Origin of the sequence: Bacillus sp. HNG, from assembly GCF_003400205.1 — a bacterium.
In the GTDB taxonomy this organism is placed as follows: Bacteria; Bacillota; Bacilli; order Bacillales; family Bacillaceae_L; genus Ferdinandcohnia.
Genome location: NZ_QUQV01000005.1, coordinates 60,171 through 85,700, shown reverse-complemented (window position 1 = coordinate 85,700; position 25,530 = coordinate 60,171). Strand labels below are relative to the sequence as shown.

The 25,530-nt window shown below is 37.7% G+C and carries 27 protein-coding genes; 20 read left to right on the top strand and 7 right to left on the bottom strand.

Going from position 1 to position 25,530, the window contains the following annotated elements; translation table 11 throughout:
- The 4 genes from DZB84_RS10945 (at nucleotide 1) to DZB84_RS10925 (ending at nucleotide 6,197) form a co-directional block, all read left to right on the top strand.
- Nucleotides 1–573 carry an isoprenylcysteine carboxyl methyltransferase family protein gene (locus DZB84_RS10945; protein WP_116352301.1) on the top strand — a complete coding sequence of 191 codons (573 nt, stop codon included), beginning with the start codon at nucleotides 1–3 and terminating at the stop codon, nucleotides 571–573.
- Between the two features lie 325 nt (nucleotides 574–898).
- Nucleotides 899–4,579, top strand: a complete 3,681-nt coding sequence (locus DZB84_RS10940) for a dynamin family protein (RefSeq protein WP_189655221.1) — start codon at nucleotides 899–901, stop codon at nucleotides 4,577–4,579.
- Between the two features lie 200 nt (nucleotides 4,580–4,779).
- Complete coding sequence (locus DZB84_RS10930; RefSeq protein WP_116352298.1) at nucleotides 4,780–5,037, top strand: YpbS family protein; 258 nt, start codon at nucleotides 4,780–4,782, stop codon at nucleotides 5,035–5,037.
- A gap of 296 nt (nucleotides 5,038–5,333) precedes the next feature.
- Nucleotides 5,334–6,197 carry a 5'-3' exonuclease gene (locus DZB84_RS10925; RefSeq protein ID WP_116352297.1) on the top strand — a complete coding sequence of 288 codons (864 nt, stop codon included), beginning with the start codon at nucleotides 5,334–5,336 and terminating at the stop codon, nucleotides 6,195–6,197.
- 202 nt (nucleotides 6,198–6,399) lie between these two features.
- On the opposite strand, the gene sspL is transcribed toward DZB84_RS10925, so the two are convergent.
- Nucleotides 6,400–6,537: a small, acid-soluble spore protein L gene (sspL, locus tag DZB84_RS10920; RefSeq protein WP_116352296.1), complete on the bottom strand. Its 138-nt coding sequence runs from the start codon at nucleotides 6,535–6,537 to the stop codon at nucleotides 6,400–6,402.
- Between the two features lie 100 nt (nucleotides 6,538–6,637).
- Between sspL and DZB84_RS10915 the strand changes: the two genes are divergently transcribed.
- Both DZB84_RS10915 and DZB84_RS10910 read left to right on the top strand, forming a co-directional pair.
- The gene (locus DZB84_RS10915; RefSeq protein ID WP_116352295.1) at nucleotides 6,638–7,099 is read left to right on the top strand and encodes a divergent PAP2 family protein; all 462 of its coding nucleotides are present in this window, start codon (nucleotides 6,638–6,640) and stop codon (nucleotides 7,097–7,099) included.
- Between the two features lie 70 nt (nucleotides 7,100–7,169).
- Nucleotides 7,170–7,448 (top strand): DUF6123 family protein, encoded by a 279-nt coding sequence (locus DZB84_RS10910; protein ID WP_116352294.1) that lies wholly within the window; start codon nucleotides 7,170–7,172, stop codon nucleotides 7,446–7,448.
- Nucleotides 7,449–7,481: 33 nt separating this feature from the next.
- Here DZB84_RS10910 and DZB84_RS10905 read toward each other — a convergent pair whose 3' ends face one another.
- Nucleotides 7,482–7,874, bottom strand: a complete 393-nt coding sequence (locus tag DZB84_RS10905) for a reverse transcriptase-like protein (RefSeq protein WP_116352293.1) — start codon at nucleotides 7,872–7,874, stop codon at nucleotides 7,482–7,484.
- A 103-nt stretch (nucleotides 7,875–7,977) separates the two neighbouring features.
- Nucleotides 7,978–8,661 (bottom strand): queuosine precursor transporter, encoded by a 684-nt coding sequence (locus tag DZB84_RS10900; RefSeq protein WP_116352292.1) that lies wholly within the window; start codon nucleotides 8,659–8,661, stop codon nucleotides 7,978–7,980.
- A 187-nt stretch (nucleotides 8,662–8,848) separates the two neighbouring features.
- Between DZB84_RS10900 and DZB84_RS10895 the strand changes: the two genes are divergently transcribed.
- Together DZB84_RS10895 and DZB84_RS10890 are read left to right on the top strand one after the other, a co-directional pair.
- Nucleotides 8,849–9,508, top strand: coding sequence for a ribonuclease H family protein (locus DZB84_RS10895; protein WP_116352291.1), 660 nt, complete (start codon nucleotides 8,849–8,851; stop codon nucleotides 9,506–9,508).
- Between the two features lie 107 nt (nucleotides 9,509–9,615).
- Entirely contained in the window at nucleotides 9,616–9,792 is a 177-nt protein-coding gene (locus tag DZB84_RS10890) for a zinc-finger domain-containing protein (RefSeq protein ID WP_116352290.1), read from the top strand.
- 94 nt (nucleotides 9,793–9,886) lie between these two features.
- Here DZB84_RS10890 and cspD read toward each other — a convergent pair whose 3' ends face one another.
- Nucleotides 9,887–10,087, bottom strand: coding sequence for a cold-shock protein CspD (gene cspD, locus DZB84_RS10885; RefSeq protein WP_010283969.1), 201 nt, complete (start codon nucleotides 10,085–10,087; stop codon nucleotides 9,887–9,889).
- Between the two features lie 326 nt (nucleotides 10,088–10,413).
- Between cspD and DZB84_RS10880 the strand changes: the two genes are divergently transcribed.
- The 7 genes from DZB84_RS10880 (at nucleotide 10,414) to DZB84_RS10850 (ending at nucleotide 17,012) form a co-directional block, all read left to right on the top strand.
- Nucleotides 10,414–11,367 carry an HD-GYP domain-containing protein gene (locus DZB84_RS10880; RefSeq protein ID WP_116352289.1) on the top strand — a complete coding sequence of 318 codons (954 nt, stop codon included), beginning with the start codon at nucleotides 10,414–10,416 and terminating at the stop codon, nucleotides 11,365–11,367.
- Between the two features lie 15 nt (nucleotides 11,368–11,382).
- Entirely contained in the window at nucleotides 11,383–11,664 is a 282-nt protein-coding gene (locus tag DZB84_RS10875) for a hypothetical protein (protein WP_116352288.1), read from the top strand.
- Nucleotides 11,665–11,787: 123 nt separating this feature from the next.
- Nucleotides 11,788–13,968, top strand: a complete 2,181-nt coding sequence (locus tag DZB84_RS10870; protein ID WP_116352287.1) for a DNA topoisomerase III — start codon at nucleotides 11,788–11,790, stop codon at nucleotides 13,966–13,968.
- A gap of 123 nt (nucleotides 13,969–14,091) precedes the next feature.
- Nucleotides 14,092–14,703: a TetR/AcrR family transcriptional regulator gene (locus DZB84_RS10865; protein ID WP_116352286.1), complete on the top strand. Its 612-nt coding sequence runs from the start codon at nucleotides 14,092–14,094 to the stop codon at nucleotides 14,701–14,703.
- A gap of 80 nt (nucleotides 14,704–14,783) precedes the next feature.
- Entirely contained in the window at nucleotides 14,784–15,146 is a 363-nt protein-coding gene (locus tag DZB84_RS10860; protein WP_116352285.1) for an SCP2 sterol-binding domain-containing protein, read from the top strand.
- 51 nt (nucleotides 15,147–15,197) lie between these two features.
- Complete coding sequence (locus DZB84_RS10855; RefSeq protein WP_116352284.1) at nucleotides 15,198–16,259, top strand: SDR family oxidoreductase; 1,062 nt, start codon at nucleotides 15,198–15,200, stop codon at nucleotides 16,257–16,259.
- A 72-nt stretch (nucleotides 16,260–16,331) separates the two neighbouring features.
- Complete coding sequence (locus tag DZB84_RS10850; protein WP_116352283.1) at nucleotides 16,332–17,012, top strand: class I SAM-dependent methyltransferase; 681 nt, start codon at nucleotides 16,332–16,334, stop codon at nucleotides 17,010–17,012.
- 32 nt (nucleotides 17,013–17,044) lie between these two features.
- On the opposite strand, the gene metA is transcribed toward DZB84_RS10850, so the two are convergent.
- On the bottom strand, nucleotides 17,045–17,950 hold the full coding sequence (gene metA / locus DZB84_RS10845) for a homoserine O-acetyltransferase MetA (protein ID WP_116352282.1): 906 nt from the start codon (nucleotides 17,948–17,950) through the stop codon (nucleotides 17,045–17,047).
- Nucleotides 17,951–18,150: 200 nt separating this feature from the next.
- Here metA and DZB84_RS10840 point away from each other — a divergent pair, with 200 nt between their 5' ends.
- From DZB84_RS10840 to DZB84_RS10830, 3 genes are all read left to right on the top strand, one after another.
- Nucleotides 18,151–19,839: a formate--tetrahydrofolate ligase gene (locus DZB84_RS10840; RefSeq protein WP_116352281.1), complete on the top strand. Its 1,689-nt coding sequence runs from the start codon at nucleotides 18,151–18,153 to the stop codon at nucleotides 19,837–19,839.
- Between the two features lie 100 nt (nucleotides 19,840–19,939).
- Nucleotides 19,940–20,449, top strand: a complete 510-nt coding sequence (locus DZB84_RS10835) for a hypothetical protein (protein WP_142759838.1) — start codon at nucleotides 19,940–19,942, stop codon at nucleotides 20,447–20,449.
- Between the two features lie 127 nt (nucleotides 20,450–20,576).
- Nucleotides 20,577–21,422 (top strand): DegV family protein, encoded by an 846-nt coding sequence (locus DZB84_RS10830; protein ID WP_116352279.1) that lies wholly within the window; start codon nucleotides 20,577–20,579, stop codon nucleotides 21,420–21,422.
- Nucleotides 21,423–21,424: 2 nt separating this feature from the next.
- Here the strand turns inward: DZB84_RS10830 and DZB84_RS10825 are convergent, their stop codons facing one another.
- A complete protein-coding gene (locus DZB84_RS10825; RefSeq protein ID WP_116352278.1) occupies nucleotides 21,425–21,670 on the bottom strand; it encodes a hypothetical protein in 246 nt (81 codons plus the stop codon).
- A 138-nt stretch (nucleotides 21,671–21,808) separates the two neighbouring features.
- Here DZB84_RS10825 and DZB84_RS10820 point away from each other — a divergent pair, with 138 nt between their 5' ends.
- Entirely contained in the window at nucleotides 21,809–22,456 is a 648-nt protein-coding gene (locus DZB84_RS10820; protein WP_116352277.1) for an HD domain-containing protein, read from the top strand.
- A complete protein-coding gene (locus DZB84_RS10815) occupies nucleotides 22,453–24,339 on the top strand; it encodes an ABC-F family ATP-binding cassette domain-containing protein (RefSeq protein WP_116352276.1) in 1,887 nt (628 codons plus the stop codon). The genes DZB84_RS10820 and DZB84_RS10815 overlap by 4 nt, the downstream gene beginning before the upstream one ends.
- 36 nt (nucleotides 24,340–24,375) lie before the next feature.
- Here the strand turns inward: DZB84_RS10815 and DZB84_RS10810 are convergent, their stop codons facing one another.
- The gene (locus tag DZB84_RS10810) at nucleotides 24,376–25,407 is read right to left on the bottom strand and encodes a C40 family peptidase (RefSeq protein WP_116352275.1); all 1,032 of its coding nucleotides are present in this window, start codon (nucleotides 25,405–25,407) and stop codon (nucleotides 24,376–24,378) included.
- Between the last annotated feature and the right edge of the window lie 123 nt (nucleotides 25,408–25,530).

The following is a 25,530-nucleotide window of genomic DNA, read 5'->3' as shown; positions in this document are numbered from 1 at the left end:
ATGGTATTTTGGATTTTTATTGGACTAGTAATTGCTCAGAGACTGATTGAACTGCGGATTGCGAAACGTAATGAAAAATGGATATTATCACAGGGCGGGTATGAGGTTGGTCACGGTCATTATAAATACATTGTCCTCATCCATGTTTTATTTTTTGGATCTCTAATTGCTGAAGTTGTATATGGAGAAAAAGAATTATCGGTGTTGTATCCGATTTTATTTTTCTTATTTGCATTAACTCAGCTTGGAAGAGTATGGGCGCTTCATTCTCTTGGGATGTTTTGGAATACGAAAATTATGATTTTGCAGGGAAGCCAGGTCCAGTCTAAGGGTCCGTATAAATATGTCAAGCACCCGAATTATATCATTGTCGCCCTTGAGTTTATTTTAATACCGATGTTATTTCAGGCATATTTTACCGGTATGCTCTTTTCGATACTTAACTTTGTGATAATGTCTATTCGCATTCCAGTTGAAGAACGAGCATTAAGTGTCCATGAGGAATATCAACAGATAGGAATAACCCGAAGCAGACTTATTCCAAATGTCTTGAAACCAATAAAAAAAGATTGAAAAGAAAGAAAACTGTTGATACACTAAATTGTAGATGAAAATAATTATCACTATCAGTTGAAAGCTGGTGAAAAGATGCTTACATTATTTGTATCTCTAACAATTGGAATATATGGGTTTATCATGTATCACGTCTTACATCATGTTGCAAACCCGAAGCAAAGCCGACAAAAACATCATAATTCCATTCATGCGACCAGGTGAATACCTGGTTCTTTTTATGCTGAAAAATAGTTTCTTAATATTCTGCTTTGTCAAAAGCCAGAGTGTAGAGTAAAATACATATATATACACTATTATGCATCGCTCAATAAGGGGATTAAAAATGATTCAAACACAACAAACTAATCAGATTACAAAGGAAGACCTAGAAAAACGACTATCTTCCTTATATGATATCTTTGAAAAAAACAATGACCAAGAAAGTAGTTCAAAAATCATTCACCTGCTAAAAAAACTCAATAACAGTGAATATATGATTGGTTTTTCTGGTCATTTCTCAGCCGGGAAATCGAGCATGATTAACGAACTCATTGGGGAGAGTTTATTACCATCAAGCCCAATTCCGACTAGTGCAAACCTTGTAAAAGTAAAGCAGGGGCGTGAATATGCACGCGTCTATTATCGTGACGGAAAAATCATCGAATACCCGCATCCCTACGATTATGACGTAATCAAGTCATATGCGAAAGACGGAGAAGCAATTGTATCGATTGAAATCAGTCATGACATTAAGAAACTGCCAGAGCAAGTCATCATCATGGATACGCCAGGGATTGACTCAACCGATGATGCCCATCGTATATCAACAGAATCAGCATTACATTTAGCAGATATACTCTTTTACGTGATGGACTATAATCATGTTCTTTCCGAGTTGAATTTCCAATTTACAAAGGAATTGACGGATCGAAATAAGACAGTTTACTTAATTGTCAACCAAGTCGATAAACATAAAGAAACTGAATTACCTTTTGCATCCTTTAAACAAGGGGTAGAAGAGGCATTCCAAAACTGGAATGTGGCATACTCAGACATTTTTTTCACAACTTTAAAGGATCCCGACCACGAGCATAATCAGTTCAAACAGGTTCAGCAGCTTCTTCATGAAAAAATGGCTAATAAAGATCAGCTTTTATTAGAAGGTGTTTTCCATTCAGCAAGACAAATTATTCTTGAGCATATTGCATTTTTAGATGATCAAAATGCAGTGGAACTTGAAGATACAAAAGAAAAGCTTCGTTCATTATCAGCGGCTGAGCGGGATATGATTCCTAATCGAGTTGAAGAATTGAACCATCGATTAACTTGTTTTACTAAGGAACGCGAAAGAATTGAAACTGAGTTTATAGAAGAAATCGAAACGATTTTATCAAATGCTATTCTTATGCCTTTCCAAACGCGTGATCTTGCCAAACGCTTTGTTGAATCTGTTCAAGCGGATTTTAAAGTGGGGTTATTATTTTCCAAAAATAAAACGGAAAAAGAACGTGAGGAGCGATTACAAGCTTTCTTACATGATGTTAAAGAGAAAATGTCCACTCAATTAGAATGGCATTTGAAGGACTTTGTTGGGAGATATGTTGAACGTTTACGACTTACGAAACAACCAACTGGCAACGAGCTAGCAACTGAGTTGACTCCCGACGAGCTAAAAAATTTGGTCAAACCAGGTGCACGTGTAACAGGAGAATATATATTAACCTATACAGATGATGTTGGAAATTATATTAAAAGAAAATATAAACAAAAAGCGGTTACACTATTACACGATATTCTCGAACAATTGAAGGCTGGTACTGCCAAAGATGAAACGGATTTAAAAAACGAATTAAAACAATATGAGGTTTATTCGGAGGCATTTGCAACATTAAAGAAATTTGAAATGAAACGTATAGAGGCCCGAACGTTACTTGACAACATCATAGACGGTAAAGTTACAGTCAATAGTTCTGAATCCGTTGAAAACTTACTTTCACGATTTATTGAACATGTAGAGGTTTCCTCCACGGAAGAAATCCTTCATGAGCTAAAGAATCGAAAGGAAGAAGTGTCCCAAGTTGAAAATAAACCGGACCAAGAGCAAAGAGAAAAGAAAGGTTCGTCTGACCAGGCGATTCTTCATTTAGAAAAAGCACATGAACTAATCAAGCCAATCACCGGTCTTTCGGTTCTAGCGAAGGACATTCAGGATAAGGCATATCGTTTAAAGCATAAACATTTTACCGTTGCATTATTTGGTGCGTTTAGTGCTGGGAAGTCGTCATTTGCAAATGCATTAATGGGGAAACACGCGCTTCCCGTTTCACCAAATCCAACGACAGCAACCATTAATAAAATTACGTTCCCAACCGAAGAGCACAAGCATGGGACTGTACTAGTTAAAATTAAATCAACGAAACAATTATTAGACGATATCAACCATTCCTTACACATTTTTGGTGAACAAGCTGAAAATCTAGATCAAAGTTTAGAGAAGATCAACTCATCAATAAGTAATATCGAAAAAATTGATGCGAAAGAAAAACCACATTTTTCATTCTTAAAAGCGGTAGTTGCTGGTTTTGAACATATATCTGTTCATTTAGATCAAATATTAACTACAGACATGGATGGCTTTAATGAGTATGTTGCAAAGGAAGAAAAGGCATGTTTTGTGGAATGGATTGAGCTCTACTATGCTTGTCCATTAACACAGCAAGGTATTACATTGGTAGATACACCAGGGGCTGATTCAATTAACGCACGCCACACTGGGGTTGCTTTTGAATATATCAAAAATGCGGATGCAATTCTATTTGTGACATATTATAACCATGCCTTTTCAAAAGCAGACCGTGAGTTTTTAATTCAGCTTGGGCGTGTCAAGGACACCTTCAGTATGGATAAAATGTTCTTCGTCATCAATGCAGCCGATCTGGCGAATACGATTGATGAGTTAGAAGATGTAAAAGAGTATGTAGGGTCACAGCTTATGAGTTACGGCATTCGTTTTCCGCGACTTTATACGGTATCAAGTCGAGCTGCTTTACTTGAGAAGCTTAATGAAGTTAGTGATAAGGATCTGGGTATCCTTCAAACATCTGGTATTGAACGATTTGAAACGGATTTTCATTCATTTGTCATTGATGAACTAACAGAGGTTGCCGTGAATGAAGGATATGTAGATATCCAGCGTGCAACAGCTATTATTAATTCGTATATTCAGTCCGCGAAGGAAGACAAGGATATTAAGCGTTCTAAGCTAGAGAAAGCGAAAGATCAGCATGCCAAAATGAAGACTGTTGTTACGAGTGTTGATTACAACGATGCATTTGGAGTTGTTGAGCAGGAGATAAAAGAACTGACTTTTTATATAAAGCAAAGAGTCTTTCTTCGTGTTTCGGATATGTTCAAGGAAGCGTTTAATCCGTCATCACTTAGAGAGGATGGACGTGATTTAAAAAATGCCCTACAATCTTGTTTAATGGAATTTTTGGAATCAGTCGGTTTTGATTTGGCCCAAGAAATGCGTGCCACTTCATTAAGAATTGAATCCTTTATTTCAAAGCGACTTCATGGGCAGCTTGGTAGTTTTAATGAACAAATAAAATCAATCAATTCAAATATGAGTATCTCAGAGGCCGTTAAACTCGATTTTGAATCGATAGAATTTAAAAATGGTCTTGCGAATGAAGAACTCTCTCGTTATAAAAGGGCACTTGGATTGTTTAAAAATCCAAAATCATTTTTCGAGAAAAATGAGAAAAAGCAAATGCAGGATGAACTTGAAGTATTGTTGGATGCGCCTTTAAGTTCTTATCTTGAAGAAAATCAGGCAAATCTTGTTGCCTTTTACAAGCAACAATTTAATAATGGGCTGCAAGTACTTCAAGAAAATGCTCTAATGGAAATTCACGAATATTTTGATGGGGTCACAAAGATCTTATCTGAAGATATTGATATCGAAAGTTTAGAACAAGTCCATAAAACGTTAAAAGGCTATTATACAGAACATATGGGGTGATCGATTTTGACTGAATCAAAATCAAAGTATCATGCATGTGCAACCTGTATGAATTTCGCTGCTGAACGAAAAGATGATATAATGACATACAGATGTGTACGCCTAGGCTATGATACAAAACCAGAATATCGATTTAATTGCTGGGAACCTAAACCCCATATTGTAAAACTAATGAAGAGAGAAACATCGGAGGAGAAATAATGTCAAACGTCCATGAAGCAATCACAAAACATTCAAATGCACAGCACGAAATCGTGAAAACCTTTGTCGGTCTTGAGCAAAGAAGAGAACTGTTTATCGACGAGGCAGTTGCTTTAGCGAAGCAAAACAAAGAGTTCACTGTAGATAAGATTAATCAAGTGACACTCGAAATGAATAAACTTGCTCAAAAAGGAATCGTTCCACTACGAAAGTTAGTAACAGTTGATATGGTGAAGGAATATGCGTTCCGAAAATAACACATGCATTCTAGGTTAATACTAACCACAATGCTCTTATAAAGGGGATATGCATGTTGAAAAAGGAAAGACCGCAATCAATGGAGAAAAAAGGGTCGGAAAAAAATGAAACGTCACCGCGTAAATTTCCTTCCTATGCTGAGATAGAAGCTGAAAAAATGAAGAGTTATTAAGGAAAATAAGTCCTCTATTCATAGAGGGCTTTTTCTTTGCTTGGAAGGAAGATACAAACAAATCCATGGTGAATATATGGTATACTTACTTTTATGAGGATTTTTAACAGGGAGGATATGCTGATGAAAAATCAGATTATGTTAATAGATGGAATGGCATTATTGTTTCGATCTTTTTACGCTACTGCAATGAGTGGTTATTTTATGGTAAATAGTAAAGGAATTCCGACTAATGGTATTCATGGTTTCGTAAAACATATGATGACAGCAGTCAATACGTACAAGCCGTCGCATGTCATTTGCTGCTGGGATATGGGAAGCTCCACATTTCGGACTGAAATGTACAGTGAATATAAAGGAAATCGTGGTGCGCCGCCAGAAGAGTTGATTCCCCAATTTGATCTTGTAAAAGATGTAGTTGAATCATTTGACATTCCGAATGTGGGGCTAACTGGTTATGAGGCCGACGATTGCATCGGGACGCTTGCTAAACAATATAGCCAGGACTCTGATGTAATAATTCTGACTGGTGACCAAGACATTCTGCAGCTACTTGATGAGAATATTACAGTTCTTATTATGAAAAAAGGAATCGGAAATTACGCGGAATACACTAGTGAAAACTTTTTAGAGGAAAAAGGTATCCGCCCGCAGCAAATGGTAGATCTTAAAGCTTTAATGGGTGATACAAGCGATAACTATCCTGGTGTTCGAGGAATCGGTGAGAAAACGGCACTAAAACTTCTCCAGCAATTTGAAACCATTGAAGGTATATTGGAAAATGTTGAGACTTTAACAAAAGGTCAAAAGACCAAGATTAAAGAAGATTTGGACATGCTTCATTTATCTCGAAAATTAGCGAGAATCCATTGTGAAGTTCCGATTAATTGCTCACTTGAGGATGCATTAATCCAAATTGATCGTGAAAAAGTATATGAAAAGTTTACCGAGCTTGAATTTAAGGGCTTGGATCAATTTATAAGCTAAGGGTACTCGTGTGAGTGCTCTTTTTTCTATTTAGAGGAGAGTCAAAGACATTTACTGTTGTTAATTTAAAAATATTGTTTTTAATCGGGAGATACGGTTTTTATTTCCGAAACACTGTTTTTAATAGAGTTTTACTGTTTTTGGCAATTTCCATACAAGGATGCCCTGTAATTAACTCACCACAGGACATCCCAGCAAACCATTATATCTTTGTATTTTTTTTCTTTGCTCTGTTTTCTAGCTCGCTTTTTGGTTCCATAGAGAATTCTGTATCTTCATTATAACCTTGTGGATTCACGCCTTTTGGAGCTTTTCCGCGGTTGTTTGCTTTTTTCGCCATGACATGTCACCTCCATTTCGTATTATTTCCATCCTATTTTGGATTATGTCTTTGTATAGAAAAGGGAGAGAACTAGGAAACTAACCATGAGGTGAGAAGCGTGAACAAAGGAATCTTGACCGCATTACTTACAATTGGACTTGCTCAGTTTTTAAAAATACCAATTAAGAAAGTGAAAACGAATAAATGGGATTGGGGCACTTTTTTTGAAACGGGTGGAATGCCAAGTTCACACTCAGCGGGTGTTTCGTCATTAGCTACCTTTATTGCATTAAAAAGAGGGATTCCCACCATTGATTTTGCGTTATCCACGGTATTTGGTTTAATCGTGATGTATGATGCACAAGGAATTCGCCGGCAATCTGGTGAACTAACAATAAAAGTGAACGAACTAGACGAAGAACTGGAACGATTAGCAGGTCAAAAGGACCATCATTACCACGACCAAAAGGAAAAAAAGTTGAAGGAAAGACTTGGTCATCAGCCAGAAGAAGTAATTGGCGGTGCTATTTTTGGAATGATTACAGGAACAATAGCCCATTTTTTAACAAAAAAGTCGTAGAATTTCGACAAAAAATGCGGTACTATTAGATTAGATTAGATTCAGTATTTTTTGTTGGAGATGGAGAATATTGTTTAAATTAGAAAATCGTGTGAAAGAATATTTGCAGTTTTTAGCCCAAAAAGGCTTTAATCTTGGAGAAGACGCAGTGGGGTTTATTTCATTTGGGCAGCATTATACGGGAGCAACGGATGAAATTGTAAATGTTGCAATTGAAATAACATTAAAAGCACAGAAGGAATTTGACGGTAGCTTTTTCATCTCCTTATTAGAGATGTTGAAAGAAAATCAAATTCAAAATCGCAAACAAGCCTATCAATTTGTGGAAGAACGAAATATTATGTCATAAAACCCTTGGAACTATGTAGTCCAAGGGTTTCCTTCACGTTTCGTTTTTCCTGATAGCCTGTCTTGCTAACTCATCAGCAACTTTATTTTGTGCACTTGGAATCCATTTTAGAAAAAAGAGATCTAATTCTTTTGATAATTGTAATGCCTTTTCGAGCAAGGGTACAAATTTTTTATTTTTTACATATTCCTTTTCAATCGCTCGGTCAACGAGCTGGGAATCCGTTCGAAAGGAAACGACTTTGTAGTCATTTTGGATACAAATTTCTAGCCCCTTAAGTAAGGCGTAATACTCAGCTTCGTGGTTAGTCATAATACCAAGTGGAATCGAATGTTTTTCGACAACACCATTTCCTTTAATAAAAATGCCGGCACCAGATGGACCGGGGTCTCCAGCACTTGCACCATCGATATACACTTCAATCATAAGATGCCTCCAAATAAATGAATAAGTAAATAGTATCACTAAAACGGCATTACTGTGAATACGTGAAAAAAGAATGCCTCTCAAGACATCCTTGTTATTTAAACTATGCTTCTTTATTTTTATGAAATGTACGAGCGATATAGATAAAAGGTGTATCTATTAAGGCCACTAACCACTTAATAAAATAAGTCGTTACGAAAATTTGGATCCACACGTCAAATGGATACACTCCAATGAACGCAATACTTGTGAAGATTAATGTATCTAGTAGCTGACTAATCATTGTACTCCCGTTATTTCGAATCCAAAGTTGATTATCCTTTGGAAACCGTGCTTTAATTTTTGAGTAAATAATAACATCGGAATATTGACTAATTAGAAATGCAAGGAGACTTCCCAGTGCAATCCGTGGAAGCAGTCCAAAAAGGGTTTCCAAAGAGCCTTGTGCAAAATCCACTTTATGTGGATCAAAAGCAAGCACAAATTGCATGATAATAGTCATGGTAATCAGTGTAAAAAATCCAAGCCACACACCTTTTTTCGCTTCTTCTTTACCGTATTTTTCATTTAAAATATCGGTAATTAAGAAGCTTGTTCCATACATAATATTACCGAGTGTAGCTGTAAGTCCAAACAACTCAACCGTTTTTACAACCTGTAGATTAGCTGCAACCGTTGAAAAACCAATCCAGACAAATAAACCAGATTTACCAAAAAGTCGGTAAATCGCCAAGACTAAAATAAAATTAACAATCGCAAAAATAAACCACAGTATTTCATTATACATAGTATTCCTCCTATAGTTTTGATAACGCGGGAGTTCACGAACCGCGAAAGGACGCCATTAAATGGCCAAAGTTTTATTATAGTACGATATGAATGATACTGGAAGTACCTTAGCAAATGGAAAAAGTGTATAATGAGTTAAAAATTAGGAAAAATGAAGATACGTTCCACAAGAGAGGATGAGCGTAATGAAGCTTAAGCTAGAATGGACATATAAAACGCCAAAAAATCAAGTCATCACCTTGATGTCTGATGAGGTTTCTGCTGAAGAGGCATTACGATTAGCAGAAGACTTTGAGCGAACAGGACGTACGAAGGATCTTGTTTTTTATGATGAGCGACAAACAAAATGGACGAAGAAAGAACTCATTAAGCTGATTAAAGAAATTGAAACTGAACCTCAGGATATTGTAGCCTATTTTGATGGGGGATATGATATACAATCTGGTAAGGCCGGTTTAGGCGTTGCCATTTATTATACACAAAACAAAAAACCATATCGTGTTAGAGTCAATGAAATGTTTGAAGAGATGGAATCAAATAATGAAGCAGAATATGCTGCATTTTGGTTGATGCTAAATACATTAGAAGAATTAGGCGTGCACCATTCCACAGTGACCTTTAAAGGGGATTCCCATGTTGTGTTAAACCAGCTTTCTGGAGAATGGCCATGCTTTGAGGAAAACCTGAATAGGTGGCTGGATCGAATTGAGGAGAAAATTAAAAAAATGGGGATTCAACCTAATTACCATCCAATTGGACGTAAGCAAAATACAGAAGCAGATCGACTTGCTACACAAGCTTTGGAAGGGACGTTCGTTTCCAGTAAATTTGAAATAAAAGGTTAAGTAATTAAGCCTACCTGTCATACTCATAAAATAAGTGAAACCTGCAGGATAATGATGATTGTTAAAATGAACAGAAGTGAACCTGATTAAAATAGGAGTTGAATGGTATGAAACGGAAAGAACTTATTTTGGAAGTTGGTGAAATGCTTGACACTTATTGCCAAGATTGTTTCGTAAGAGAATATTTTCGGAAGGAATATGGTAAACGGTATGCGCAAAATTTCTGTATAAAAAATTGTACAGTGGGTCAAAAGCTGAAGGAGTATGGGGAAAAATTATCATAATAAAGAAGGGCTCTTTCAGATAAAGAGCCCCAAAAAAGGCTGATAAAAAATCAGCCTTGGTTTCACATTCTTCAAATAAAATGTAAGAATTGAATTATAGCTTTACAACGTTAGCAGCTTGAGGTCCGCGATTTCCTTCTACTACTTCAAATGAAACTTCTTGACCTTCTTCTAGAGATTTGTAACCTTCACCTTGGATAGCTGTGAAGTGTACGAATACATCGTCTCCACCTTCAACTTCGATGAAGCCAAATCCCTTTTCGTTGTTAAACCATTTAACTTTACCGTTTTGCATTATGCTTTTCCTCCTAAACCTTCGGCACAACCGTGCAGCGTGAAAATTTTTATCAGATAGCCACTCATTTATGTATCTTTAACAATACTAATATTATAAAAAAAATACTAAACTTCTAGCTAAATGATGCTTATAATATACAACCAAAATCGTGTTAAGTCAAGGGAATAGAGGGGTTTTTACGTATTCTTGGAAAAAAATTCTGCTAAATATATATGCGCTTACAAAAGTTGGTTAATGTTTTTGTATTTTCAAATAATTATTGTGGTATTTCCAGTTTTTGATATAATAATAGAAACAAGGCTTTAGTTGGGGAGTCATACAAAATGAAGAACGATCAAACAAAAATCACTGTTATTCAGCCTGAAGAATTTGATAGTATTATTGATGGTCTTGATAACGGTTACAATGGTGAACTTTCAATTAAACAACCCGTATCAATCATCACCGGGAAGCTAGAGGAAGCGATTGACCAGGTAGAAGATATTTTTTATTTTGTAAAAAGACATACGAAGCTACCGCTTGCTGAAATTAAACAGACTGTTATCCCAATTATCCAAACTGCGTCCGAAATTCCGCAATTTTTTTATTTGTTTTACCAGCTTCAATCTGCAGACGATTATACATATCGACATAATATCGGAGTGGGTGTCATTGCGACGTTAATAGGAAAATGGCTTTCATTATCCGATGAGGATTTATCAGCACTCACCATCGCAGCGACCTTGCACGACATTGGTAAAACAAAAATCCCCACCGAAATCTTAAATAAACCGGGTAAATTAACGAAAGCTGAATATGAAATTGTAAAAAAACATACGATGTATGGCTATGAAATTTTAAAAAACACGGATGGAATTAGCCATGAAATAAGCCTAGTTGCCCTCCAGCACCATGAAAGGGAGGATGGGAAAGGATATCCTTTCGGCTTAAAGGGTTCCAAAATCAGTTATTTATCCAAAATTGTAGCAGTAGCAGATGTCTTTCATGCTATGTCATCAAATCGGGTCTATCATGATGCAACACCATTCTATCAGGTCATCAAACAAATGAATGACGATATGTTCGGTAAGCTTGATCCGACCATTTTAGTCCCATTTTTACAGCAAATTATGAATGCATTAATTGGTCATCATGTATTGCTAACAGATGGTCAAATAGGAAAAATTAAGTATATTAATCCATATGATTTATTAAATCCATTAGTTGAGGTATCCAATACAATAATCGATTTATCTGTTCAAAAAACAATTCAAATCGAACGCGTTTTAGCAGATTAGATGGAGGTTATTAAAATGTTCCGATACAATTATAATGGTAAAGAACTCATTATCCGGTTTACCTCACAAACAAAAAGTATGAATCTCAATAAAGATGATTTGTATAATAAAATCATTTCCATTTGTGATAAAATTTTGGACGCTGATCATGGAACCTCTTTTATTGTGGAGGATGATGAAGGTCGCTTTGCTGTAGGAACTGTACAGCACGGGGAATTAACGGTCATATCCATCCATCATCTTGTCGAACAAACACAAATGTATTTGCAGAGAAGAGAAGCTAAAAAACCATCATGAATGGTTTTTTAGCTCGTTATCTTCCTCATACCAGCTCCATATTCTCCCACAAAATCTTTATTCCACTATACAATTGAATTTTGATACAATTAAATGATTAGTACTATTGAAAAGAGGATAATTATGAAAGTGATAATCGCGGAAAAACCTGATCAAGCGATGAAGCTTGCTGCTCCTTTCAGGAGTAAGAAATCTCAAGGGTTTATTGAGGTTGCACCCAATCCCCTATTTCCAAATGGGGCTTATTTTACATGGGCAGTAGGCCATATTTGCGAGTTGTTACCCCCAGAAGAATATAATCCTGCGTGGAAAACCTGGCGAATTGAAACCCTTCCTATCATTCCAGACCATTTCTTATATCGGGTCATGAGGTCCAAATCAAAACAATTTACGATTATCAAAAATCTTCTCCGAAAACCAGAAGTTACAGAAATCATTCATGCCGGTGACGCTGGTCGTGAAGGGGAATTGATTATACGAAATATTATTGAGATGGCTAAGGTAACAAAGCCATTGAAGCGTTTATGGATTTCTTCCTTAACGGAAAAGGCAGTGAAGGAAGGTTTTCAAAATCTCTTGTTAGAGCAGGATACAAGAAATCTCTACTATGAAGCAAAAGCACGTGCATGTGCTGATTGGATTGTCGGCATGAATGCTTCAAGAGTTTATACTTTATTGTTAAAACAAAAAGGAATTTCTGACGTATTTTCCGCTGGAAGAGTTCAAACTCCGACGTTGGCGTTAATTGTTAAACGGGAAAAAGAAATTGCGAACTTTAAGTCTCAAGCTTTTTGGGAGGTTTTTGCGGACTTTCAAATCGCTGGCAAACAATTTGAAGGAAAATGGATGAAGGATAACGAGTCACGCGTTTCTACTAAGGAAATGGCAGAGAAAATTGCAGCATTTTGTAGGAATAAGTCTGCTGAAATAGCTGAAGTGAAAATCGAAAAGAAGGAATATCAACCACCTCTATTGTTTAATTTGTCAAGCCTTCAAGCAACTGCAAACAAGGCATTTAAATTTTCGCCGAAGAAAACATTAGATGTGGCACAAAGCCTTTATACGAGAGGAATTATTTCGTATCCGCGTTCCGATTCGAGCTATATTACAAAAGGAGAGGCTCAAACCATTCCTGATATCTTTTCAAAGCTTCAAAAACTAGAAGATTATCAAGCTTATTTTCCAACTCCAATCACATCTATTTATAATAATTTTCGCTATGTGAATGAGAAGAAGGTAACAGATCACTATGCCATAATTCCGACGGAGCAGGTCCCAGATCCTAACAAGCTATCAGGCGATGAGAAGAAGATTTATGACCTCATTGTAAAGAGATTAATTGCTGCCCATTATCAGCCAGCCATTTTTAACTATACATCTGTTAGAACGTTGGTGGACAAGCGTGCTGAATTCATTACAAAGGGAAAGGTGATGCTCCAGGAGGGCTGGAGAAAAGTCCTATTTGAAGAAGATGGAAAGGACAAGGATGTCATTCTGCCTCCACTTGAAAAAGGTGAATCTGGTGTGGTTGAAAAAAGTTACACAAAAGAGGGCAAAACTCAACCACCAAAGCGATATACCGAAGGGCAACTCATTACACTGATGAAAACGGCTGGTAAGCATATTGAGAATGATGAATTGGAGAAGATTTTGGCTAAAACGGAAGGACTTGGCACAGAAGCAACACGTGCTGGCATTATCACCATGCTTAAAGACAGGAATTACATTAAGGTTGAGAAGAACCAAGTATTTGCAACGGAAAAAGGTATTCTTTTAATTGATGTAATTGGTGATAAAATCCTTGCGTCTCCTGAAATGACAGCAAAATGGGAACAGCGCCTCCATGAAATAGGACAAGGACAAGCTTCACCAGCATCCTTTATGCTTCAGACAAAAAAGCTTTCTCAAAAGATTATCAACGATGCGAAGGAACAAAGTGGAGAATGGGACCTTTCCAATGTGAATGTGGAAAGCGTGAGCTCTCCAAAAAGCAAATATAAGAAAAAAGAAATCGGAACAGTGGTAGGAACCTGTAAGAAATGTGGAGGTAATGTGATTAATAAAGGCAAATTTTATGGCTGTGCAAACTATAAAACAAATGGATGCCAATTCACTATTTCAGGGAAGATATTAGGGAAAACGATTTCGAACACAAATGCGGGGAAGCTTCTTTCAGGGAATAAGACAAATCTCATAAAAGGCTTTAAAAAGGACAATAAAACCTTTGATGCATATTTGAAATGGAATGAGCAAACTCAGAAAATAGAATTTGAGTTTCCGGCAAAAGTGCCAAATGGGAACTAAAGAATATTCAGTCGATAAGTTCATGTCGACTGAATGTTTTTAAATTTTCTTGAAATTATATACTCTTGATTATACAATAAAAATGAAATACGGATACGTACACGTACAAGAATGGATGGATGAATGTTGTTATTTGTGACAGAAATGCCAATTGAGGCAAGAGAAAAAATGTTATTTGCGGGATTAAAGCTTTTTACCGAAGCGGGGTACCAAAAGACATCTGTGCTTGAAATTGTGGAAATGGCAAGAGTTTCAAAGACAACCTTCTATCAGCATTTTAAAAGTAAAGAGGATCTTATGGTTGCCTTGTTTGAACAACTGGGCGATGAAATGGCCGAGGAAGTAAAGCATGCCATTTTAAAGGAAGAAAGAATGACATACAAGGCATTTGCAGGGATTAATTGCTATATCCAAATTTGCTTTGAAAACAAAAATGTGGCTCAAATTTTACTAGTGGAATCCGTTGGCGTATCTCGGAATGTGGAATTAGTTAGGCAACGGTCACACCAAGTGTTTGCTACCATCATTTTACAGACTGTAGAAACGGAACTCCCAACAACTGTTACCCAAAAAGAAATGAGAATTGTTGCCCAGGCTATGGTTGGGGCTATCAATGAGGTTATTATGCAGTTCTTTTTTGAAACAACAGAGGAAGAACTTCATTTTGAAGAAATTTCTCGTTTGCTCAACCGCATTGTTATTTCTGCGTTCGTAAATCTAGGATTGCAGGATTAGACTTTTTTTGAATGGCGGATACGATTGCGTACTCGTTTTTCAAATCGTATATTACTAGGTTTTTAGAGGAGGTTAGCAGTATGGTAAATGAAATGGAAAATGTTAGGTTACCAGAATTAATGGAAAAAATTGAAAAAGTTATTAATCAAAACCCAGGTCCAATTGATGGCGTGAATGTTATTTATCAATTCAATATTACTGGGGATGAAGAAGGGACATTTCAACTCCAATTAGCGGAGGGTAAAGCGAAAGTATCTGAAGAGGTGGAGGGTGCAAATTGTACCTTAGTTTTATCGCTCGAAAACTTTAGAAAATTTTTAGCAGGAAAGCTAAATGGGACTGCAGCTTTCATGACAGGAAAACTAAAAATAAAAGGGGATATTGGCAAAGCCATAAAGTTAGAGGGGCTTTTACGCGAATATAATCTAAAAGAATATTTATAAGCATCTACCTTTAGTAGTGCGTCTGGCTTAATTTTGGAAAGGAGTGAAAGTATGAAGCATGTTTTAATGACTGGTTTTCCGGGCTTTTTAGCAACAAGACTGCTACATGCATTGATGCAAAAATACGAAAGTGCTCGTTTTGTATTATTGGTTCATCCAAGCCAATTTGAATTAGCAAATGAGAGAATCAAAGGTTTAGATAAGGTTGAAGTAAAACTAGGGGATATCACCGAAGAATCACTTGGTTTTTCAGAGGAGGATAGTGATCTACTCCGTGAAAAATTAACCCATGTTTTTCATCTAGCTGCTATATATGATTTGGCTGTACCACAACTGATCGCGGAAAAAGTAAATGTCGAGGGGACAAAAAATATTAATCAGTTCGTTCAATCATTACAACATTTGGAAAGATATGTGTATTTTAGTACGGCATATGTATCGGGAAACCGTACTGGCCTGATTAGAGAAACTGAACTTCAAATGGGTCAGCAATTTAAAAATCATTATGAAGAAACAAAATACAAGGCAGAGGTACTTGTTCAGGAGCTTAAGGATGTTCCTTATACCGTTATTCGACCTGGAATTACGGTAGGAAACTCCGAAACCGGTGAGACGTCGAAATTCGATGGACCTTATTTTATCATGCGGATTTTAGACCGGATCCGCTTTATGCCAATTCCTCACTTAGGGAAGGGGGATGTCTTATTTAATGTTGTGCCGTACGACTACCTGATTAATGCTACGGTTTATTTATCAGAGGCAGAAGAAGCAGAAAGGAAAACTTTTCATCTTACAGATCCGAACCCACATCAAGCACGAGATTTATACCGTATGATTTGTGAGGAATTACTGGGTAAAAAGCCAACATGGACGATTTCTCCAACACTAGTAGAACTTGGACTCTCTTTGTCCTTTATGCGGAAATTCTTTGGGGTAGAGAAGGAAGCGGTTGAATATTTTAGATGTCCAACGCAGTATGACGCAAGTGAAGCGAAAAAAGTTCTTGAAAAAGGCGGATTGACATGCCCTGATTTCAAAGATTATGTAAGAAATATCGTAACGTATTATAAGCAGCATCGTCTTGATCAAGATAAAAAAATACATATTACGTAATCACAATGAGGCTGGTGTCTCATTGTTTTTCTTTGTTATAATGATTGGTAGATACTGGGGAGGGCGGATAGGATGACTGATTTCAAATGGCATGAAGAGGCGGAAAAGCAATGGGATGATCGTGCGGATTTTTGGAGCAAACAAAGCCAAGCAATGTGGAATTCGGGGAGCCGTTCCACGATTAATCCGTTTTTTACACAATTCCTTCAGAACGATACTTTACTCTTAGATGCGGGCTGTGGTGACGGTTTCGGGTCATTTTTACTTGCTGAGCGTGGCTATCAGGTGATAGGTACGGACATTTCAACTGAAATGATTGAAAAAGCAAACAAACGAAGCACGTCTAAGGGTCTTTCATTTGTACAAGGCGATTTAAGTGCACTTCCTTTTGAGGATGAAACTTTTTCAGGGGTTATGGCCATTAACTCAATTGAGTGGACTGAGGATCCACTACAGGCGATCAATGAAATCAAGCGAGTGACAAAACCAGGTGGTATCTTTTGTGCGGGGCTGTTGGGTCCAACAGCAGGTCCTCGGCAACATGCTTATTCACGCTTGTACGGTAAAAAAGTCATCCAAAACACGATGATGCCATGGGAATTTGAACAATTGGTTTCAGAAAATGGCTGGACGGTTGTCGATGGTCAACCGGTTTATAAAGATGCTGTAAACAAAGAGATGATAAAGGGGCTGCCAAGGGAGCTAAAACAGGCGTTATCATTTATGTGGGTGTTTATTTTAAAGAAGAATTAAAAAAGGTATCTCGACCGTGAGATACCTCTTTTTTATTCCCAGTCATATGGTGTTTCCTGATAAACATAATAATTGAGCCAGTTCGCAAATAGCAGGTATGAATGCGATCTCCAGCTATGAATAGGTGGATTGGCCGGATCATTATTAGGAAAATAATTAACTGGGATAATTACTTTTCCTTTTGCAAGGTCGCGTTCATATTCCTCTTTTAATGTGTTGACATCATATTCAGGGTGCCCTGTTAGGAAAATTTGCTTGCCATCATTTGAGGTAACTAAACACACTCCTGCCTCATCAGAAACAGACAACAAGGTTAATCCTTCTGTTTTTTTTATTTCTTCAAGTGTAACCTCTGTAAACCGGGAATGTGGGACAAAATAGAAATCATCAAAACCACGAACAAGTTTAACATCCTTATTTACCAAGCGGTGGTGAAATACACCTGTACATTTTTCAGGTAGAGGATATTTCTTAACCCCATAATGATAAAAAAGTCCTGCTTGTGCTCCCCAGCAAATATGTAGGGTCGAAGTCACATTTGTTTTCGTCCATTCCATGATTTCTTTGAGTTCTTCCCAATAATTCACATCCTCAAAAGAAAGGTGCTCGATGGGGGCACCTGTAATGATCATTCCATCAAATTTTTTGTGCTTGATGCTAGAAAATGATGTGTAAAATTTATCAAGATGATTTTTTCCAGTGTTTTTGGCGACATGAGTTTCTGGAAATAAAAGCGTAATATTCAACTGCAATGGAGAATTTCCTAGAAGTCTAAGGAGCTGAGTTTCTGTTCGTTCTTTTTCAGGCATAATGTTTAAGATTACTATATTAAGTGGACGAATATCTTGGCTATAAGCACGGTCTTCATCCATCACAAATATATTTTCAGATTCCAACACTTCTTTCGCTGGAAGGTCTTGAGGTATATTAATTGGCAATCCTATCATCCCCCTATTTATCGTATAATTGAAATTTTACAACAATTCACACATGAATATCAATTAAAATATCTTTATTCGTTTTACGTAATAAAGGAAATCCATTAAATAGAGGTTTTCCTTTATACTTACATACTGAATAATGTAAGATAGAGATGATAAGGTAAGAACTATACGAATAAGTCATGGGGGTAATGTACATGGGATTTTCAACGAAGTATAAGTCTGATATTGAAATTGCTCAAGAGGCTGAGTTAAAGCCGATAAAGGAGATTGTGCAGCAACTTGATTTACTTGATGAAGAAGTGGAACCCTATGGTCATTACAAAGCAAAAATTTCGTTGGATGTGATGAAGCGCCTAGAAAAGAAAAAGGATGGCAAAGTCATTCTCGTAACATCAATTAATCCTACGCCAGCTGGTGAAGGGAAGTCGACAGTTACGGTTGGACTTGGACAAGGTCTTGCAAAGCTTGGTAAAAATGCGATGATCGCAATGCGAGAACCGTCACTCGGGCCAACAATGGGAATTAAAGGTGGAGCAACAGGTGGTGGGTATTCACAGGTAATTCCGATGGAGGAAATTAATCTTCATTTTACCGGTGATTTTCACGCGATTACGACAGCAAATAACACTTTGTCCGCCTTACTTGATAACCATATCCACCAAGGAAATGAGCTTCAAATTGATGTAAGACGTGTTTCTTGGAAACGAGTTGTAGATTTAAATGACCGTGCTTTACGTAACGTGATTGTTGGGCTTGGCGGTCCGACGCAAGGTGTTCCCCGAGAGGACGGATTTGATATTACTGTTGCATCTGAGATTATGGCTATTTTCTGCCTTGCAACAGACTTACAGGATCTGAAGAAGAGGTTATCTAAAATAGTAGTAGGCTATGATATACATAAACAACCGGTCACAGCTAGTGACCTTGGTGCAGAAGGGGCACTTACGCTTTTATTAAAGGATGCAATTAAACCGAATTTAGTTCAAACACTTGAACATACACCTGCATTAATTCATGGTGGACCATTCGCCAATATCGCTCACGGCTGTAATTCCGTTATTGCCACTAAAATGGCGGCAAAATTAGCCGATTATGTATTAACAGAGGGTGGATTTGGTGCAGACCTTGGTGCTGAGAAGTTTCTCGACATTAAAGCAAGATATGCAGATATTAAGCCAGAGGCGGTTGTCATTGTTGCGACAAATCGCGCTTTGAAAATGCACGGTGGTGTTGCAAAGGAAAATCTCAAAGAAGAGAATGTCGAGGCATTATCTAAGGGCTTAGAGAACTTGCAAAAGCATATTGAGACGGTTCAAGCTTTTGGTTTGCCGTTTGTAGTCGCAATCAATCGCTTTGTTACAGATACAGAAAAAGAAGTAGAGAAAATTGAAACGTGGTGTGAGGAACATTCATATCCAGTTGCCCTTACAGAGGTTTGGGAAAAGGGTGGAGAAGGTGGAATTGAGCTTGCAAAGAAAGTTCTTGAAGTCATTGAAACTGGAGAAAATCATTTTGCACCGATCTATGATTTATCTTCTTCTATTGAAGATAAAGTAAAAACGATTGCAAAGACGGTTTATGGGGCGAAGGATGTGGAGTTTTCTTCTAAGGCGAAAAAGCAAATACTCGATTTCGAGAAATTCGGTTGGGGCAATCTCCCAATCTGTATGGCGAAAACTCAGTATTCACTTTCCGATGACCCAACCTTACTAGGCCGTCCAGCTGATTTCACCATTACTATCCGTGAATTCCGACCATCTATTGGGGCTGGCTTTATCGTTGCTTTAACCGGTGATGTCATGACCATGCCAGGACTTCCAAAAAAACCAGCTGCCCTCAACATGGGTGTGACTGAAGACGGAAAGGCAGTCGGGTTGTTTTAACTTTTTGCTTTGGGACGAATCTCTAATGCCGGCTGGAAAAATAGCCAAGTCTTTATTTCAAGGGTTCGTCCCGCTTTTTTCGAAAAAGGAAGGTATGCACATGTTTGATCCAACTGTATTTGAAAACTTAAAGGTCGTCATCGAAGGCGCCCTTTATGATTTAGACTTAGAAGGAAAGATCGTGATTATCGATCGTCAAGACCAGGTCGATTTGGCAAAAATGGGCAGGCACTATCACATTGCCTTCAGAGACAAAACAATTGACCAAATCCAAGCCTATATGGATTTGACAATGGATCTTGATAATCTAGTTGCTGAACTTAGAAATAAGAATCGAAACCCAGGATGTCTCCTTGAAATAGGATTTAATTTTAATTTGGAGTCATTGGACGCTTGTCCTTTGGCCCAACAAGTACTTACCACCATCTGGGGTGAAACAAGAGAGATTCAACAGGAAATTTCGTTCATGTATGGTTCAAAAAATCAATATACGGTCAATAATAAAATTATTTTTCACCGATTAATCCATGAAGACCAAATTGATGACTTACTTGAGATGATTGACTATATCATTGATTCCATTCATCAACTTCATAAAGCGATCATATAAGGGGCGAATCATGCCTTTTTTTTCTACGACTAAAGGATTAAATTTTCAGATAATTTACCCATTTCTATAATATTGTTTTGTGATATATAGTAAAATAGTTATAGCATATTTACAAGGAGGCGAATTTATGGGTAAAATCGCATGGGTTACTGATAGTACAGCATTTTTAGATGAAGAGCTTTCAAATCATGAGGATATATACGTCATCCCAATGACCATCTTCTTTGATGAGGAAGAATACCTTGATGGGGTTACGATTACGCCGACCCAGTTTTTTGAACGGCTAAAAACGGCCAAGACCATTCCAAAGACATCACAGCCTTCCATTGGAAGCTTTGTGGAATTATATAATAGTCTTGAAGATAAATATGATGAAATAATCTCTGTTCATATCTCTGAAAAATTAAGTGGGACTGTTTCGTCTGCAAGACAAGCAGCAGAATTAGTAAATATCCCTGTTACGGTAATCGATTCAAAAATTTTAACCTATCCAATGACAAAATTAATAAAAGAAGGCATGAAGCTTATACAGAATGGTGGGACATCGGCGGAAGTTGAAAAGCTTATTGTCGATTTAGCTCAGAAACTAGAAACATATGTGATCATCGGAAGCTTAGAGCAATTGCATCGAAGTGGGCGAATGAACACAGCCCAATATTTTCTTGGCAGTATGCTGCAAATAAAGCCGGTCATACAGATTATCGATGGGGCTCTGTCAGTTAAAGAAAAAGTACGTTCTGAAAATAAGGCAACGAGTAAAATAGTAGGTTATCTAAAAGATGCAGTCGAGCGTGATCAATTGGATGAGATCTATATTTTATACGGCTTGGACGATTCCAAGACAAAGGAATGGAAAGAAATGATAAGAGAATTTGCACCAGACCATATTTCAATCGAGGCTTACCCACTCGGAGTAGCTATAGGGGTCCATGCTGGTGAAAATACAATTGGAATCAGCTGGATGAATAAGTAATTCTATTTGACAAGTACGTATTGTACCTCGTTATGAGACAGGGTAGCAATGGCAGCAATTTTATAGCCAATGCTTAAAAATTGGGAGATTGTTTCCGCGCAATTTGGATGTGGCGGCTCTGTTGGAGCATGAAGACTCTTATAAAGCTGTAAAAATTGATTGGTAACGGGATTACAATAAACCAATACAACATGACGTCCATACCATGCAGTTCCAATTTCCCGATATCTATTATTTGAATGATACATAAATATTAACCACCTTTCATCTAAAGTTGGAGTTTCTCCAGCTTTTTTATTTTATGCAAAGGTTTATAGGTACGCGACAGATTAGTGGGGGCATTTTATGATACAATGGATACGATATTGATGTCGGTGGAGGATAAAATGAAGCAACAACAAATGATTGAAAAAACGATTACTTTTGTTAAACATATTTTGCAGCATGATAGCAGTGGCCATGACTGGTATCATATTGAACGCGTCAGAAAGGCTGCTATACAACTTGCAGAAAAAGAACAAGCAAATGTATTTATCGTCGAAATGGCGGCATTATTACATGATGTGGCAGACGAAAAATTAAATAATTCAGAGGAAGAAGGACTCTGGAAGGTTCGTGATTGGTTAACTTCCTTACCTCTACCAGAAACTGAACAAGAAGAGATCATTGAAATTATTTCGACTATGTCCTTTAAGGGAGGCAACCGGCCACCAATGAAAACCATTGAGGGACAGGTTGTCCAGGACGCTGATCGTTTGGACGCAATCGGTGCAATAGGGATTGCGCGAACCTTTGCGTACGCAGGAGCACACGGTGATCTTATCTATGATCCTAATCTACCATATCGGGAAGTCATGACAAAGGAAGAATACCGAAATGGAAAATCAACAGCAGTCAATCATTTTTATGAGAAATTATTAAAATTAAAGGATACTCTTAATACGAATGCAGCAAAAGAAGCAGCCCAAGAACGTCATGATTTCATGACTGCGTTTCTTGATCAATTTTATAAAGAATGGAATGGACAGTTATGAGGCTTTTAACCGTTGAAAATTTATCAAAAAGCTATGCCGAAAAAACATTGTTCGAGGATATATCCTTTAGCATTACAGATAATGAACGAATTGGCATCATCGGTGTCAATGGAACAGGTAAATCAACGCTTTTAAAAATCATTGCAGGTGTGGAAGAAGCGGACCGTGGGGAAATTACCCACTCGAAGGGATACACAATCAGCTATTTACCGCAACAGCCTGAATTTTCAATCGGAAATACCGTCCTCGACCAAGTCTTTCAAGGCAATACACCACTCCTTCGGTTATTAAAAGAATATGAAGAAGCGATGATTCGAATCGAAAAGGAACCGATGAGCACAACGAATCAGGAAAGACTATATGATCTCCAGCAAAAAATGGATGCAGCAAATGCGTGGGAAGCCAATTCAAACGCAAAGGCAGTCTTATCAAAGCTAGGTATAATGGACTTTTCTCAAGATGTAATGGAACTTTCAGGGGGACAAAAGAAGCGTGTGGCACTAGCCCAAAGCTTAATTGAGGTACCGGACTTACTGATTCTAGATGAGCCGACAAACCATTTGGATTACGACACGATTAAATGGCTTGAGGATTATCTAGCTAAATACAATGGAGCTTTATTAGTTGTTACCCATGATCGGTACTTTTTAGACCGAGTAACAAACCGAATTATCGAATTAGATGAGGGTAATCTTTATACCTATACAGGGAACTATAGTAGCTTTTTAGAGGCAAAAGCGCTTCGGATGGAGCAGGAGCAGGCCTCTGAATTAAAGCGTCAAAATTTATACAGACGTGAGCTGGCTTGGATTCGTCGTGGGGCTAAGGCCAGAACAACCAAGCAAAAAGCACGAATTCAACGATTTGAAGAAATTGAGAATGGCAAAAAGACAGTGAATACCGAAACACTGGATATTTCAGTTGGCGGCAGTAGGCTCGGTAAAAAGGTCATTGAGCTAAAAAATGTGTCAAAAAGCTTTAATGGGATGAAAATTTTGGAGGATGTGAATTTGCTCGTTAAGCCAGGTGACCGAATTGGAATTGTGGGTCGAAATGGAAGCGGGAAATCCACATTATTAAATATCATTGCGGGTAGAATTCCAGTGGATGAAGGCGAGATTGAGATTGGTCAAACGGTTAAACTTGCTTATTATACACAGGAAAGCATGGATATGGATGTTAATAAACGAATGATTGAATATATCAAAGAAACGGCTGAAATGATTCATACCCTTGATGGAAAAATGATTTCAGCAGCTCAAATGCTAGAGCGTTTCTTATTTCCTATGCACACTCATGGTACGCCCATTCGGAAGCTATCTGGTGGAGAAAGAAGACGGCTGTACTTGTTGAAAATCATTATGGGTGAACCAAATGTATTATTATTGGATGAGCCGACAAATGATTTGGATACTCAAACATTAACCGTGCTAGAGGATTATTTGGAGGAGTTCCCAGGTGTGGTAATCACGGTCTCACATGATCGCTACTTCTTGGATAAGGTAACAGACCAGCTCTTAGTTTTTGGAGAGGGACATAAGATTACAACCTTTTTTGGAGATTACTCGGATTATCTTGAGAAAAATACAGTAGAAGCGGCTCAAGCTGTACAAAAAGTAAAGGTTGAAAAAGCATCATCACAGGAGGCACCGAAGCCAAAGAAAAAGAAGCTTTCCTACAAGGATCAGCTTGAGTGGGATGAGATTGAAGGGAAAATTGAAGCCCAAGAAGAGAAGGTTGCTGCACTGGTGAAAGAAATTGAAGCAGCAGGAAGTGACTACCAAAAAGCTCAGCAGGCAATGGATGAGCATGCGAAGGAATCTGAGGTGCTTGACCGGTTAATGGAAAGATGGGCAGAACTATCAGAAATGGTAAGTGAATAAGAAGAGTGGGCCCGGCATAAACCGGGCCTTTTTGCTTTATAGTCGTTTCGCGCCCAAGTATCGTGATTGCCAGTAGGAAATCGTCATATCATCAATACTCACACCATCCGTCGAATCTGCGTGAATAAATTTATTGTTTCCGAGGTAAATGCCTGCATGTGATGGGCCAGGCTTATACGTTTGAAAAAAGACAATATCACCAACGCTAGGTGCAGACACACTTGCCCCCTGGCTCCAAATGCCTGGAACTGTTCGTGAGAGGTTTACCCCTTTTTGAGCATAAACAAATTGTAAAAAGCCACTGCAATCGAAGCCATTTGGTGAAGTGCCTCCCCAGACATAAGGAACCCCCATATAATTCATTGCTATTGAAATTACACTTGCATCTACAGGTGGAGCTTCAATTGGTTCTGCTGGTGCCTCAGTGGTTTCAGGATTGTTTGACCTTGGCTGAGCCGTCACAACTGTAGCTTTTTTGATGGTGAGACCCCTTACATTTTTATTTTTCATGATATGGTCAATCGTTTCTTCGGTTGCTAACCCATTTGTTTCTAAATTAAACTTCTTTTGGTAAGCCTTCACACTTGCCTCGGTAACTGATTCAAATTTGCCATCAATCAATCCGCTATAAAATCGCAGTCTTTGTAATTTGGTTTGTAGCTGTTTTACGGCAGGACCCTCGTCACCAATTGTGTAGAAAGCTGGCTTTGGCTGTAATATTACTTCGTTCAGTTTTTCTAGTGTTGTTTCTCCGGCAATTCCATCGGTCTTTAAATCATATAATTCTTGAAATCTTTTAACGGCTTCTTGAGTTGATGCACCATAGTGACCATCGATTGTTTCATAGTAAAAATTTAATTTATGTAACTCAAATTGAAGAAAGCGAACTGGATAACCGGTGTGACCGTACCGTAATTCCTGTTTTGTATCAAATTGATAGTTTTTATCTATTAAAGGGTCTAGGTTTTGCTTTTCTGATGCATCTGCTGCAAGTGGGGCGCCAAAGAAAAATCCAGCCGCAAGAGACGTTATGACAATTGCTTCGCGGGTTCCATAGCGTTTTTTCATTGAAGTACCTCCTTGATGTTTGCAAAAAGCAAAAATAATGTAGTTTTCGAAAAGTTTGTTGGATAAAAATGCTATGGAAGAGATGCGTACCTTAACTAAGGAAAAGATGTATTACGATTTCAA

What these genes read in the sequence shown, in the direction of transcription:
- DZB84_RS10945 (WP_116352301.1), top strand. Translation starts at nt 1, where the DNA reads ATGGTATTTTGGATTTTTATTGGACTAGTAATTGCTCAGAGACTGATT.
- DZB84_RS10940 (WP_189655221.1), top strand. Translation starts at nt 899, where the DNA reads ATGATTCAAACACAACAAACTAATCAGATTACAAAGGAAGACCTAGAA.
- DZB84_RS10930 (WP_116352298.1), top strand. Translation starts at nt 4,780, where the DNA reads ATGTCAAACGTCCATGAAGCAATCACAAAACATTCAAATGCACAGCAC.
- DZB84_RS10925 (WP_116352297.1), top strand. Translation starts at nt 5,334, where the DNA reads ATGAAAAATCAGATTATGTTAATAGATGGAATGGCATTATTGTTTCGA.
- sspL (WP_116352296.1), bottom strand. Translation starts at nt 6,537, where the DNA reads ATGGCGAAAAAAGCAAACAACCGCGGAAAAGCTCCAAAAGGCGTGAAT.
- DZB84_RS10905 (WP_116352293.1), bottom strand. Translation starts at nt 7,874, where the DNA reads ATGATTGAAGTGTATATCGATGGTGCAAGTGCTGGAGACCCCGGTCCA.
- DZB84_RS10900 (WP_116352292.1), bottom strand. Translation starts at nt 8,661, where the DNA reads ATGTATAATGAAATACTGTGGTTTATTTTTGCGATTGTTAATTTTATT.
- DZB84_RS10895 (WP_116352291.1), top strand. Translation starts at nt 8,849, where the DNA reads ATGAAGCTTAAGCTAGAATGGACATATAAAACGCCAAAAAATCAAGTC.
- DZB84_RS10890 (WP_116352290.1), top strand. Translation starts at nt 9,616, where the DNA reads ATGAAACGGAAAGAACTTATTTTGGAAGTTGGTGAAATGCTTGACACT.
- cspD (WP_010283969.1), bottom strand. Translation starts at nt 10,087, where the DNA reads ATGCAAAACGGTAAAGTTAAATGGTTTAACAACGAAAAGGGATTTGGC.
- DZB84_RS10880 (WP_116352289.1), top strand. Translation starts at nt 10,414, where the DNA reads ATGAAGAACGATCAAACAAAAATCACTGTTATTCAGCCTGAAGAATTT.
- DZB84_RS10875 (WP_116352288.1), top strand. Translation starts at nt 11,383, where the DNA reads ATGTTCCGATACAATTATAATGGTAAAGAACTCATTATCCGGTTTACC.
- DZB84_RS10870 (WP_116352287.1), top strand. Translation starts at nt 11,788, where the DNA reads ATGAAAGTGATAATCGCGGAAAAACCTGATCAAGCGATGAAGCTTGCT.
- DZB84_RS10865 (WP_116352286.1), top strand. Translation starts at nt 14,092, where the DNA reads ATGTTGTTATTTGTGACAGAAATGCCAATTGAGGCAAGAGAAAAAATG.
- DZB84_RS10860 (WP_116352285.1), top strand. Translation starts at nt 14,784, where the DNA reads ATGGTAAATGAAATGGAAAATGTTAGGTTACCAGAATTAATGGAAAAA.
- DZB84_RS10855 (WP_116352284.1), top strand. Translation starts at nt 15,198, where the DNA reads ATGAAGCATGTTTTAATGACTGGTTTTCCGGGCTTTTTAGCAACAAGA.
- DZB84_RS10850 (WP_116352283.1), top strand. Translation starts at nt 16,332, where the DNA reads ATGACTGATTTCAAATGGCATGAAGAGGCGGAAAAGCAATGGGATGAT.
- DZB84_RS10840 (WP_116352281.1), top strand. Translation starts at nt 18,151, where the DNA reads ATGGGATTTTCAACGAAGTATAAGTCTGATATTGAAATTGCTCAAGAG.
- DZB84_RS10835 (WP_142759838.1), top strand. Translation starts at nt 19,940, where the DNA reads ATGTTTGATCCAACTGTATTTGAAAACTTAAAGGTCGTCATCGAAGGC.
- DZB84_RS10830 (WP_116352279.1), top strand. Translation starts at nt 20,577, where the DNA reads ATGGGTAAAATCGCATGGGTTACTGATAGTACAGCATTTTTAGATGAA.
- DZB84_RS10825 (WP_116352278.1), bottom strand. Translation starts at nt 21,670, where the DNA reads ATGTATCATTCAAATAATAGATATCGGGAAATTGGAACTGCATGGTAT.
- DZB84_RS10820 (WP_116352277.1), top strand. Translation starts at nt 21,809, where the DNA reads ATGAAGCAACAACAAATGATTGAAAAAACGATTACTTTTGTTAAACAT.
- DZB84_RS10815 (WP_116352276.1), top strand. Translation starts at nt 22,453, where the DNA reads ATGAGGCTTTTAACCGTTGAAAATTTATCAAAAAGCTATGCCGAAAAA.
- DZB84_RS10810 (WP_116352275.1), bottom strand. Translation starts at nt 25,407, where the DNA reads ATGAAAAAACGCTATGGAACCCGCGAAGCAATTGTCATAACGTCTCTT.